This is a genomic window from Pseudomonas sp. 02C 26 (assembly GCF_002843585.1).
In the GTDB taxonomy this organism is placed as follows: domain Bacteria; phylum Pseudomonadota; class Gammaproteobacteria; order Pseudomonadales; family Pseudomonadaceae; genus Aquipseudomonas; species Aquipseudomonas shirazensis.
Genome location: NZ_CP025262.1, coordinates 3964340 through 3976942 on the forward strand (window position 1 = coordinate 3964340; position 12603 = coordinate 3976942).

The window sequence follows — 12603 nt, forward strand, 5'->3', positions numbered from 1 at the left end:
CAAGGGCGATGCCAAAGTGCTCGAATGAGGTGCAAAGCCTGATCTAGACGGGGTGGAATGCCCAAGGACAGGGCAACCAGGTGGGCCTGAGCTGGCGGATTTCCGCCCGTTGGCGGGAAATGAACGGGCGGGTTGGCGGGAATCCGCCCGGGCGCGGGGTCAGCCGCGCGTGAACACAATCCTGAAGGCAGCACCGCCCAGCGGCGAATCGTCCAGGCTCAGCTGGGCGTCGTAGCTGTCGATGATGTCCTTGACCACGGCCAGGCCGATGCCCTGCCCCGGGTGCTGGCGGTCCAGCCGCTCGCCGCGCTGGAGGATGCGCTCGCGCTGATCGGTCGGCACGCCCGGGCCATCGTCTTCGATGCACAGGAGCAGGCTGTCCGGGGTTTCGCTCAAGCTCACCCGCACCTGACCCAAACATAGCCGGTAGGCGTTCTCCAGCAGGTTGCCCAGTAGCTCCAGCGCGGCGCCCTGCTCCATGGGTATTTCCGCCTGCGCAGGGACGACCAGGGTGATCGCCACGTGCTTGTCGCGGTAGACCTTGGCCAAGGTATTGCACAGGCTGTCGAGCAGCGGCGCGAGCTGGACACGGTCGCGAACCAGTCCGCTCTTGCGCAGGCTGGCGCGCTGCAACTGGTAGTCGATCTGCTGGCTCATGCGCTCGATCTGGCTCTGCAGCACTCGCGCCTGCTCGCGCTCGCCACTGCCGTGGCCCATGCTTTCGCCCACGCCCTGGAGCACCGCCAGCGGCGTTTTCAGGCTGTGCGCAAGATCGTCCAGCGAGTCACGATAGCGCTGACGCTGTTCGCGCTCACTGTGCAGCAGGCGGTTGAGCGAGCCGGTCAGGCGCAACAACTCGCGGGGATGTTCGCCGCTCAAGCCCTGGCGAGCACCGCTCTCGACCTGGTCCAGCTCCACACTCAGCCGACGCAGCGAGCGCAGCCCCCAGGTCAAGCCGGCCCAAAGCAGCACCAGCAAGGCCAGCAAGGCAGCGCCGAAGCCCAGGTAGAGTTTTTCCTGCAGGCCCTCGAGGGTGTCCTGATACTCGCGTACCGGTTGCAGGGCAACGATGCTGTAGGCGGCGCTCTTGCCGCCGAGCAGTTTTACTTCCACGTCGTAGACGAAGAACTCTTCACCGTTGTCCTGGCGAATGCGGGCAAACTCGTTGCCGCGGCCGTCATAACGCGGCTGGTAGTTGATGTCGCGGTCGGCGGTAGCCCGCGAACGCCAGACCAGCTTGCCGTCGCGGTCGAAGATGTAGCCGATCAACCCGGTGTAAGGCAGGTTGTAGCGCTCATCCGGGAGCTGATCAGGCATCTGCAGGCGGCCCTGCTCGATACGCGCGGCGGAGATCAGCGTGGTCGCATCGGACGCCAGACGCTGTTCGATCGACTCCTGCAGGGCCAGGCTGAAGGCCTTCTGCAGGGCCGGTAGCAGCGCCAGCATGAACAACAGCGCCAGCAGCGCCGCCGCCAGCATCAGGCGCACGCGCAGCGAACGGATCATCGGCAGCGCTCGGTGAACAGGTAGCCCAGGCCGCGCACGGTATCGATCGGTTTGAAGCCGTGCTCGCCCTCGAGCTTGCGGCGCAGCCGGCCGACCAGCACTTCGATGACATTCGGGTCGCGCTCTTCATCGCCTGGGTACAACTGTTCCATCAGGCGGTCCTTCGCCACCACCTGCTGGTGATGACGCATGAGATATTCAAGGATGCGGTATTCATACGCGGTCAGCGCCAGCGGCTGATCGTCGAGGCTGGCTTGCTTGCGATTGAGGTCGAGCACCAGTGGCCCGGCGGCAATGGTCGACTGGGTGAAGCCGCTGGAACGGCGCAGCAAGGCATTCAGGCGCGCTTCAAGCTCCTCGAACTGGAACGGCTTGACCACATAATCGTCGGCGCCGGCCGCCAGGCCTTCGACCTTGTCCTGCCAGTTGCCCCGTGCGGTGAGAATCAGGATCGGGAAGCTCTTGCCCTGGCTGCGCAGCTGGCGGATCAAGTCCAGGCCGCTCATGCCCGGCAGGCCGAGGTCAATGATGGCGAGGTCAAAGGCGAACTCCTCTGCCTGGTACAGGGCTTCTTCGCCGTTGCCGACCGCCTGGACCACATGGCCGGTTTCGCTCAGGCGTGTGTGCAGATGATGGCGCAGCAGCGCCTCGTCCTCGACCACCAGCAGTTTCATGCCTTTCTCCTTATAACCGTCACGACGCTGTCTTGCCTCTCTGGCGCAGGCACGGCGCAAGGCCGCTGGCGAGCCAGCAGCCTTGTGCGTTGCAAACGCCGATACAGAGTACCAGCACGCCTTAGAACTTGTAGTTTGCCGAGAGGTAGGTCTGGGCGCTGCTGGTCAGGCTCATGCTGCCGATTTTCGGCCCGCCGTGTTCGACCAGTTCGGTGCTGGCGTTGGTGCGCAGGTAGCGGTAGCCCAGTTCGACCGAGGCGTTGTCGGTGACTTCCTGAATAACGCCGGCTTGCAGGCCTGCAGCGTAGCCGTAATTGGTGTCGCGGCTGTAACCGGAGGATTCCTGGGTCAGCTTGGTCACGCCCAGGCTGGCGCCGCCAAATAGTTTGGTGGTGTCTCCCACGGGCAGGAACAGGTCGTAGCTACCGAGCAGGTTTTCCTGGCGCAGCTTGAGCCCGCTGTGGTCACCGGAGACGTTGTCGTAGGTCATGTAGTAGCGGCCTTCGTTGTTCATCTTGCCCAGACGCACACCCCAGGTGCCGTCCTTGGCGATCACGCCGTCGGTGTTGAGGTTGTCGGTGCTGCGCGAGAGCAGCCCGGACTTGCGTACTTTGTCGCTGGTCTGGCCGTAGGTCAGGCTGGCGAAGGTGTCGTCGGCGTTGGCCTGAACGCTGAAGCCGGCGGCACATACGGCCATTGCTGCAAGCAGGGTATTGACTGTTTTCATGGGTTCTTACTCCAGTTGGATGCGCTGTTTCGGTCTGGAAGCTAGAGTAAGCAAGGCGCCCTGAACCGCGGCTGAACCCTGCCTGAACCGCCGCTGAACAGCCTGCGCTTCCCTCGCCTAAAGGAGTTGCGACCATGCGTTATCTGTTTGCCCTGGCTTTGTTGAGCTGCGCCAGCCTTACTCAAGCGGCGGTACAGACCCGTCAGATCGATTATCAGGATGACGACGGCAAGCGCCTGGTTGGCTATTACGCCTATGACGATGCTATCGACGGCAAACGGCCGGGCGTCGTCGTAGTGCACGAGTGGTGGGGGCTCAATGACTATGCCAAGCGCCGCGCCCGTGACCTGGCAGCGCTGGGTTACAGCGCGCTGGCGATCGACATGTATGGCGATGGCAAGCACACCGAGCATCCGGCCGATGCGATGGCGTTCATGAAGGCGGCGCTGGAGAACCCGGAAGCAGCTGCCAAGCGCTTCGATGCGGGCCTTGAGCTGCTAAAGATTCAACCAAAAACCGACCCCGACAAGCTCGCTGCGATTGGCTACTGCTTTGGCGGCAAGGTCGTGCTCGACGCGGCCCGGCGTGGCGAGGAGCTGGCCGGTGTGGTGAGTTTCCACGGCGCCTTGGTCACGCAGACTCCGGCCAGCCCCGGCAGCGTCAAGGCCAAGGTGCTGGTCGAGCACGGCGCGGCAGACAGCATGGTCACCCCGGAGCAGGTCGCGGCCTTCAAGGAAGAGATGGACAAGGCCAAGGCCGACTATCAGTTTGTCAGCATCGCCGGCGCCAAGCATGGTTTCAGCAACCCCGATGCCGACCGTCTCAGTCATGGCGAGCATGGCGGGCCTGATATCGGCTATGACCAAGCGGCCGACAAAAGCTCATGGGCAGACATGCAGGCGTTTCTGGACAAGCTGTTCAAGTGACCGCTGCGCTGGCAATGGCCAGCTCTGGCACAATAGCGCCATGAACCGACTGCCGACCTGCTGCGCCCCCTTGCAACACCACTGGCCACTACCGCGCCCTATCCCCGGCGCGGTGCTGATCAGTTGTGCGTTCGACCCGACCAGGCTTGCTGCCGACGACTTCCAGCGCGCGGGCATCGAGCCCAGCGCCAGCCTCCAGCGCTCCGTAGCCAAGCGCCAGGCCGAGTACCTGGCCGGCCGAGTCTGCGCACGCGCCGCTCTGCAGCAACTGGACGGTCGTGACTATGTGCCCGCGACCCATGCCGACCGCTCACCGATCTGGCCGGCAGGTATCCGCGGCTCGATCACCCACGGCAAAGGCTGGGCCGCCGCCGTGGTGGCCGATGCTGCCAGCTGCCGAGGCATCGGCCTGGATCAGGAAACACTGCTGGATGAAGCCCGCGCCGAACGCCTCGCCGAAGAGATCCTCACCCCGGCCGAGCTGCAACGGCTCGACCGCAGCCAGCTGGCACTTAGCGTGACGCTGACCTTTTCGCTCAAGGAAAGCCTGTTCAAGACGCTCTATCCACTGACCCTGCAGCGCTTTTACTTCGAGCATGCAGAGCTGCTGGAGTGGTCTGCAGACGGCCTGGCGCGGCTGCGCTTGCTGACTGACCTGTCGCCTGAATGGCGCCACGGCGCCGAGCTGAAGGGCCAATTCTGCGTCAACCACGGGCAGCTGTTGAGCCTGGTCAGCGTCTAGTCTTCAGCTTCCTGCTGGCGCGGCCAGCTCAGGCTGAAGCACGCCCCACCCAAGCCTTCACTGCGCGCAACCACCGCCCGCCCGCCGTGCCAATAGATGATTCGACGCACGATCGACAAGCCCAGGCCGTGCCCACCCGAGGCCCGGGTGCGGCTGTCGTCCAGCCGGGTGAATGGGGTAAAGATGCGCTCCCAGACGCTTTCCGGCACGCCCGGGCCGTCATCCTCGACATCGATGCGGCAGCGCTGCTGACCAAGGTGATAGCTAACGCGCACTTCGCCCTCGGCGTGGCGCATGGCGTTGGCGACCAGGTTCTGCAGCGCACGGTGCAGATAGCGCGGTTCGGCTTCGACCCAGGCGCCGTGCTCATCGGCGCCCTGGCACAGGCCACGCAGCACATTTATCTGCGGGCGCAGCGGCGCCAGCTCGGTGATGACCCGCGCCAGCAAGGCATCCAGGTCGACGGCCTGAAACTGCAAGGCCGGCGCGCCTTGTTCGAGACGCGCGTAGGTGAGCATTTCGTCGACCAGCTTGTCGAGGTCCTGGATATCGCCGTCCATCCCCGCCAGGTGCTTGGCCCGCGCCTGATCGGTGCTGGCGGTTTCGAGCATCTCCAGGCCAAAGCGCAGCCGTGCCACTGGCGTGCGCAGCTCGTGTGACACCGCCCGGACCAGCTCGCGCTGCATGTTCAGCGAGCGCTGCAAGTGCTCGGCCATACCATTGAATGCCGCCGCCAGACGCCCCACCGAATCGGCGCCGCCGGCCGGTACGCGGGTATCGAGGCTGCCCTGGGCAATCTGCGTGGCGGCCGCTTCCAGGCCGGACACGCGCCGCTCCAGCTGACGTACCAGCAGGTACACCACCAGGCCGATCAGGCACAAACCGAGAAACGCGATCAGAATCAGCAATTGCGGCGGGTAGGGATTGAGCTGGTACAGCGGGCCGATTTCCAGTACCCAGGGTGAGCCGGGCACGCCGGAGAACACCCGCACCGAATCACCGTCCTTGCCCAGCGCCATCACCGTATCGCCCTCCTCGACCCGGTGGCGCTGGTCGTCATCCAGTGCCGCCCGCTCCAACCGTTGCAGGCCGATATCGAAACCGAAGCCTTTGCTCTGGCGCAGTTGCGCCAGGCGCTGCGGCTGTTCGCTGACCGGATAACGCACCAGCTCATCAGCCAGCAGGTACACCGTGGCCCGCGCCAGCTGCTCGCTGATCTGCTTGACCTCGGCCACCAGCAGCTGGTCTTCGCGACCGATCCGGCGCAATACCCGTGCGGCATGCGGGCCGGTCTTGTCGACCACCACCAGGTCGCGGTACAGCCGCGCGCGCTGGCCGCCGTCGAGGGTCAGCGCGGCCATTGGCCGGACATCCAGCGGCACGCCGAGCAGGCGCTCCCACATCAACAGCGAGCGCTGGCGCTCGACCGGGTTCTGCGGCGCGAGGTTGTCCGCCATCAGGCTGAACGTGCCTTGCGCCAGGCGCTCGCGGTGCTGCTCGGCGCGCACCAGGTTGACCAGGTGCAGGCTGACCACGCCGAGCACCGCCACCAGCACCAATACCGCCAGCATGCCGCCATAAATACGCAGGAAAATCGACTTCATCAGGCCGGCGCCGCCTCAGCCACGAACAGATAGCCCTTGCTGCGCAAGGTCTTGATCAGCCGCGGATGAATGGGATCGTCACCGATCTTGGGGCGAATCCTGGAGATACGCACATCAATCGAACGGTCCTGGCCGTCGTAGCCGACGCCGCGAAGGGCGGTAAATATCTGCTCGCGCGACAGCACCCGGCCGGCATGGCTGGCCAACAGCCAGAGCAGGTCGAATTCGGCGCCGGTGAGGTCGATCGGCTGCTCATCGAGCCAGGCCTCGCGCAGGCTGTTGTTGATCTGCAGCGGACCAAAGCGCAGCGCCTGCACTTTGCTGTCGGGGCTGTCGCTGCGCCGCAGCAAGGCATTGATACGTGCCAGCAGCAGGCGCGGCCGCACCGGCTTGCAGACATAGTCATCGGCACCCAGGTCCAGGCCCTGAACCTGATCGAGCTCATCGCTGCGCGCAGTCAGCATGAGAATCACGCCTTGGTACTGGCCACGTACCCGCCGACAGATGCTCAGGCCGTCTTCACCGGGCAGCATCAGGTCCAGCACCACCAGGTCCGGCTGGCTGTCGAGAATGCGCCGCACCGCGCGCGCGCCGTCTGCCTCGACCGCAACCTCGAAGCCATTGGCCTGCAGATACTCGGCGGTCAGTTCGGCGAGACGCTGATCGTCCTCGACGATGAGGATGCGGTTGCTGGGTTGGTCCATGCCTGGCCTCTGTTGTTATGGATGGGCTGCCGCTGGTCACCTGAATGTAGCCTTGTTCGCGGATACTACGTCGCACATCTGCGCCTGCCAATCGGCTCTGTCGGCACCGCTGGTCCGAGACAGGCCAGGACGAATTAGCGTGATGCGCCGCACAGCAGTAACATTCTGCAACGGGTCATTACGATGCGGAAAAAAAGTGAAAAGCCGTGAGGACAAGGCCTACAGCCGATACCCACGAATCACACACAATCTGTACACACGTTATCCACAGGCGGTCGCCTTGCAAACACCCTCAGACCGCATTATCTTGTATCCCCATCGCGGCGAACCACTAGATGTTGGGGTTGGGCCGAAATCGAGAACACAAGTCAGCGGCGAAATTCAAGCGTTTTTTCGACCTGAACTTATGGCAATACAAGCAGCCAAACCGCTCCTGCGTAGGCAAACCGAGGCAAGCCTTGCACAGGGCCTTGTTCGGGTACGGGTGTTGCAGGCATAGCCTGGCGACCCCGACAGCAACAGATTTTGCGTTGTAACGCAGAACCTTTGACTTCGGCCAGGGAGCGGCAAGCTATTGCCCCTTATTCCTGAGTCTGTCCCGAAGTCGGCACGCCCGAGCTGGCGGATCCACGTGCGCGTGGGCTCCCCGCTCGGGCAAGCCAACTGGCGGATGGAACGGTGGGCGTGGATGACACGCCCGAACACTATTGAAACTGTGGAGACACCCACCGATGCAAACCGACACAACTCGCGAGAACCCGCAGGCCCAAGCGCCGCAGGCCGCTGATTCGAACCAGGATCTGGCTGCCACTGCGCCTGGCCAACTGCGTGTGATCAAGCGTAACGGCACTGTCGTCGCCTACACCGACGACAAGATCACCGTGGCCATCACCAAGGCGTTCCTTGCAGTTGAGGGCGGCACTGCCGCCGCTTCGTCGCGCATCCACGACACCGTTGCGCGCCTGACCGAGCAGGTCACCGCAACCTTCAAGCGTCGCATGCCGTCGGGTGGCACCATCCACATCGAAGAAATCCAGGACCAGGTCGAACTGGCCCTGATGCGCGCCGGCGAGCAGAAAGTGGCTCGTGACTACGTGATCTACCGCGACCAGCGCGCCAAAGAGCGTGCTACCCGCGCCAACAACGATGCCGTGGTCGAGCCGCACCCGTCGATCCGCATCAGCCTGGCCGACGGCAGCAAGGCGCCGCTGGACATGGCCCGCCTCAACACCATCATCAGCGAAGCCTGCGAAGGCCTGGCTGAAGTCGACGGCGAGCTGATCCAGCGCGAAACCCTGAAGAACCTGTACGACGGCGTTGCCCTGAAGGACGTCAACACCGCCCTGGTGATGACCGCCCGTACTCTGGTCGAGCGTGAGCCGAACTACTCGTTCGTCACCGCCCGTCTGCTGATGGACACCCTGCGTGCCGAAGGCCTGAGCTTCCTCAACGTAGCCGACAGCGCCACCCACCACGAGATGGCCGAGCTGTACGCCAAGGCCCTGCCTGCCTACGTTGCCAAAGGCATCGAGTTCGAGCTGCTGAACCCGGCCCTGGCCGACTTCGACCTCGAGCGTCTGGGCCAGGCGATCAACCACGAGCGCGACCAGCAGTTCACCTACCTCGGCCTGCAGACCCTGTACGACCGCTACTTCATCCACAAGGATGGCGTGCGCTTCGAGCTGCCGCAGGTGTTCTTCATGCGCGTGGCCATGGGCCTGGCGCTGGAAGAGAAAGACAAGGAAGCCCGTGCGATCGAGTTCTACAACCTGTTGTCGTCGTTCGACTACATGGCCTCGACCCCGACTCTGTTCAACGCCGGTACCCTGCGTCCACAGCTGTCGAGCTGCTACCTGACCACCGTGCCGGATGACCTCTCGGGCATCTACCACGCGATCCACGACAACGCCATGCTGTCGAAATTTGCCGGCGGTCTGGGCAACGACTGGACGCCAGTGCGCGCGCTGGGCTCGTACATCAAGGGCACCAACGGCAAATCCCAGGGCGTCGTGCCGTTCCTCAAAGTGGTCAACGATACCGCCGTTGCGGTCAACCAGGGCGGCAAGCGCAAGGGCGCGGTCTGCGCCTACCTGGAAACCTGGCACCTGGACATCGAAGAATTCATCGAACTGCGCAAGAACACCGGTGATGATCGTCGTCGTACCCACGACATGAACACCGCCAACTGGATCCCGGACCTGTTCATGAAGCGTGTCTTCGACGACGGCCAGTGGACTCTGTTCTCGCCGAACGAAGTACCTGATCTGCACGATTTGACCGGCAAGGCCTTCGAAGAGCGTTACGAGTACTACGAAGCCATGACCGAGTACAACAAGATCAAGGTATTCAAGACCATTCAGGCCAAAGACCTGTGGCGCAAGATGCTGTCGATGCTGTTCGAGACCGGCCACCCATGGTTGACCTTCAAGGACCCATGCAACCTGCGCTCGCCGCAGCAACACGTCGGCGTGGTGCACAGCTCGAACCTGTGCACCGAGATCACCTTGAACACCAACAAGGACGAGATCGCAGTCTGCAACCTGGGCTCGATCAACCTGCCGAACCACATCGTTGACGGCAAGCTCGATACCGCCAAGCTGCAACGCACCGTCAACACTGCCGTGCGCATGCTCGATAACGTGATCGACATCAACTACTACTCGGTACCGCAGGCACGTAACTCGAACCTCAAGCACCGCCCGGTCGGCCTGGGCATCATGGGCTTCCAGGACGCACTGTACCTGCAGCACATCGCCTACGGCTCCGACGCTGCCGTCGAGTTCGCCGACAAGTCGATGGAAGCGGTCAGCTACTTCGCCATCCAGGCCTCGTGTGACCTGGCTGACGAGCGCGGCGCCTACGAGACCTTCCAGGGTTCGCTGTGGTCCAAAGGCATCCTGCCACTGGACTCGCAACAGATCCTGATCGAAGCCCGTGGCCAGAAGTACATCGACGTCGACCTCAACGAGAGCCTTGACTGGGCACCGGTACGTGCTCGCGTACAGAAAGGTATTCGTAACTCGAACATCATGGCCATCGCGCCAACCGCGACCATCGCCAACATCACTGGCGTATCGCAGTCGATCGAGCCGACCTACCAGAACCTGTACGTGAAATCGAACCTGTCCGGCGAGTTCACCGTGATCAACCCGTACCTGGTGCGCGACCTCAAGGCCCGCGGCCTGTGGGACTCGGTCATGATCAACGACCTGAAGTACTACGATGGTTCGGTGCAGCAGATCGAGCGTATCCCGCAAGAGCTGAAAGACCTCTACGCCACCGCGTTCGAAGTCGACACCAAGTGGATCGTCGATGCCGCCAGCCGTCGCCAGAAGTGGATCGACCAGGCGCAGTCGCTGAACCTGTATATCGCCGGCGCTTCGGGCAAGAAGCTCGACGTGACCTACCGCATGGCTTGGTACCGTGGTCTGAAAACCACCTACTACCTCCGTGCCCTGGCCGCGACCAGCACCGAGAAGTCGACCATCAACACCGGCAAGCTCAACGCCGTTTCCAGCGGCGGCGACAGCGCCCCGGTCCAGGCCGCAGGTCCAGCACCTGTGCCGAAGGCCTGCGCGATCGACGAGCCGGATTGCGAAGCTTGCCAATAAGGCCGGCGCAGCGCTGAGCTGACACCACCGCAGCCATTGCCCACACGGTAATGGCTGCGGTTTTTTTTGCCTGGACGGCAGCGCTTGAGTCAGGCTTGGAGAGGCCCTTGCGACACCCGCTCGCGCCCTGTCATCAGGCGCTTACAGGCAATCCTTCTATTTGACCCCGATCAAGATAAAACACCATATGCAGTGTGCGGCAAAATAAAGCAGCACAAGATGTAGGAACAAATCGTATTTAGCGCTAGACTCACATCCCGTAACAAGCAGCTGGAATCGAGTGAACACTGGCGTGCTCTGCGGGTCAAAAAATTACCATCCATAGCGGCCGAGGGGCCCCGATCCAGCCTCGTTTCCGGTATAATTCGCGCCCCCCGAAAGGGCGAGCTGACGACAAGATTTCCAGCGCCCTGGCCCCTCGTTCGAGGACAGGCCAGGCGCTGAGCCAGACACCTTTAAATGTGACGAGAGCACGCTCTCAGCGCCCGCCGTAACGCCTTGTGGGCATTGCGCTGTACAGGCATCACTTGAAAATCCAACCGGTTGCCGCGCGCAACCCTCTAGCAGGAGCCATGACATGCTGAGCTGGGACGAATTCGACAAAGAAGACGACGAACTTGCCGTAAAAAGCAGCACCCCGGCGCAGGCCAAAGCCGCCGCCACCCTCGACAAGCTCGACAGCGCCGGTGGCGCCGCCGCCCTTGAAGCGCGTGCTGCCACGGCTGCCGACTCGGACGCGGTCAAGCGTGCCAAGGCTGCCCTGGACGACCTCGACATCGCCGAAGGCCTGGCTGAACTGGAAGGCTCCGCGGCCCGCGTTGCGGTCGACGAGAAGCGCATGATCAACTGCCGTGCCGACCTCAACCAGCTGGTGCCGTTCAAGTACGACTGGGCCTGGCAGAAGTACCTCGACGGCTGCGCCAACCACTGGATGCCGCAAGAGGTCAACATGACCGCCGACATCGCCCTGTGGAAAGACCAGGACGGCCTGACCGAAGACGAACGCCGTATCGTCATGCGCAACCTCGGCTTCTTCTCCACTGCCGACTCGCTGGTTGCGAACAACCTGGCCCTGGCCGTGTACCGCCTGATCACCAACCCCGAGTGCCGCCAGTACATCCTGCGCCAGGCCTTCGAAGAGGCGATCCACACCCACGCCTACCAGTACTGCATCGAGTCGCTGGGCATGGATGAAGGCGAGATCTTCAACATGTACCACGAGATCCCGTCGGTCGCGAAGAAGGCTGCCTGGGGCTTGAAGTACACTCGCGCCATCTCCGACCCGGAATTCAACACCGGCACCCCAGAGACCGACAAAGAACTGCTGCGTAACCTGATCGCCTACTACTGCGTGCTGGAAGGCATCTTCTTCTACTGCGGCTTCACCCAGATCCTGTCGATGGGCCGTCGCAACAAGATGACCGGCGTTGCCGAGCAGTTCCAGTACATCCTGCGTGACGAGTCGATGCACCTGAACTTCGGTATCGACGTGATCAACCAGATCAAGATCGAGAACCCGCACCTGTGGGATGCGGCGATGAAGGAAGAAGCCACCCAGATGATCCTGCAAGGGACCCAGCTGGAGATCGAATACGCTCGCGACACCATGCCGCGCGGCGTGCTGGGCATGAACGCAGCGATGATGGAGGACTACCTCAAGTTCATCGCCAACCGTCGTTTGACTCAGATCGGCTTGAAGGAAGAGTACCCAGGCACCACCAACCCGTTCCCGTGGATGAGCGAGATCATGGACTTGAAGAAAGAGAAGAACTTCTTTGAGACGCGTGTGATCGAGTATCAGACCGGTGGGGCGTTGAGCTGGGATTGATCTTGGTGAAGCCCTGAAACGGGCTGTCAGCTGGATTATTGGGGCCGCTTTGCGGCCCCTTTGCTTAATCTGTCATACGATGTCTTTAGCAACCCCAAACACCCTGCACCAGAGCCCTCGGGCGCGTATCATCCCCTATCCCGCCGCTGAATCCCGCCTAACACCCCATTGACAAGCTTTTTCCCCGCCGTTAATAATCTGCAAAGTCGTACGACAACACACAACAAAAACAACAATTCAGTGAAGCCCCTATGACGATCTCAGCCCTCCTCCACGCTGTT

General features: G+C 62.6%; 9 protein-coding genes. 4 read left to right on the forward strand and 5 right to left on the reverse strand.

Annotation, left to right across the window (positions count from 1 at the left end):
* Positions 1 to 159: 159 nt before the first annotated feature.
* The 3 genes from CXQ80_RS18095 to CXQ80_RS18105 all read right to left on the reverse strand — a co-directional run bounded on the left by CXQ80_RS18095 (position 160) and on the right by CXQ80_RS18105 (position 2907).
* Positions 160 to 1506, reverse strand: coding sequence for an ATP-binding protein (locus tag CXQ80_RS18095; protein ID WP_101321765.1), 1347 nt, complete (start codon positions 1504 to 1506; stop codon positions 160 to 162).
* On the reverse strand, positions 1503 to 2180 hold the full coding sequence (locus CXQ80_RS18100) for a response regulator (RefSeq protein WP_101321766.1): 678 nt from the start codon (positions 2178 to 2180) through the stop codon (positions 1503 to 1505). The genes CXQ80_RS18095 and CXQ80_RS18100 overlap by 4 nt, the downstream gene beginning before the upstream one ends.
* A 121-nt stretch (positions 2181 to 2301) precedes the next feature.
* Complete coding sequence (locus CXQ80_RS18105; RefSeq protein ID WP_101321767.1) at positions 2302 to 2907, reverse strand: outer membrane protein; 606 nt, start codon at positions 2905 to 2907, stop codon at positions 2302 to 2304.
* A gap of 134 nt (positions 2908 to 3041) precedes the next feature.
* Here CXQ80_RS18105 and CXQ80_RS18110 point away from each other — a divergent pair, with 134 nt between their 5' ends.
* Positions 3042 to 3833: a dienelactone hydrolase family protein gene (locus tag CXQ80_RS18110; RefSeq protein WP_101321768.1), complete on the forward strand. Its 792-nt coding sequence runs from the start codon at positions 3042 to 3044 to the stop codon at positions 3831 to 3833.
* A gap of 40 nt (positions 3834 to 3873) precedes the next feature.
* Positions 3874 to 4575, forward strand: a complete 702-nt coding sequence (locus tag CXQ80_RS18115) for a 4'-phosphopantetheinyl transferase (protein ID WP_101321769.1) — start codon at positions 3874 to 3876, stop codon at positions 4573 to 4575.
* Here CXQ80_RS18115 and CXQ80_RS18120 read toward each other — a convergent pair.
* On the reverse strand, positions 4572 to 6182 hold the full coding sequence (locus CXQ80_RS18120) for an ATP-binding protein (RefSeq protein WP_101321770.1): 1611 nt from the start codon (positions 6180 to 6182) through the stop codon (positions 4572 to 4574). The two genes, CXQ80_RS18115 and CXQ80_RS18120, sit on opposite strands and share 4 nt — an antisense overlap.
* Entirely contained in the window at positions 6179 to 6883 is a 705-nt protein-coding gene (locus tag CXQ80_RS18125; protein ID WP_101321771.1) for a response regulator transcription factor, read from the reverse strand. Before CXQ80_RS18125 ends, CXQ80_RS18120 begins: the two co-directional genes overlap by 4 nt.
* A 731-nt stretch (positions 6884 to 7614) precedes the next feature.
* On the opposite strand from CXQ80_RS18125, the gene CXQ80_RS18135 reads away from it, so the two are divergent.
* Together CXQ80_RS18135 and CXQ80_RS18140 are read left to right on the forward strand one after the other, a co-directional pair.
* Positions 7615 to 10494, forward strand: a complete 2880-nt coding sequence (locus tag CXQ80_RS18135; protein WP_101321772.1) for a ribonucleoside-diphosphate reductase subunit alpha — start codon at positions 7615 to 7617, stop codon at positions 10492 to 10494.
* A gap of 577 nt (positions 10495 to 11071) precedes the next feature.
* A complete protein-coding gene (locus CXQ80_RS18140; protein ID WP_101321773.1) occupies positions 11072 to 12322 on the forward strand; it encodes a ribonucleotide-diphosphate reductase subunit beta in 1251 nt (416 codons plus the stop codon).
* Positions 12323 to 12603: the final 281 nt, after the last annotated feature.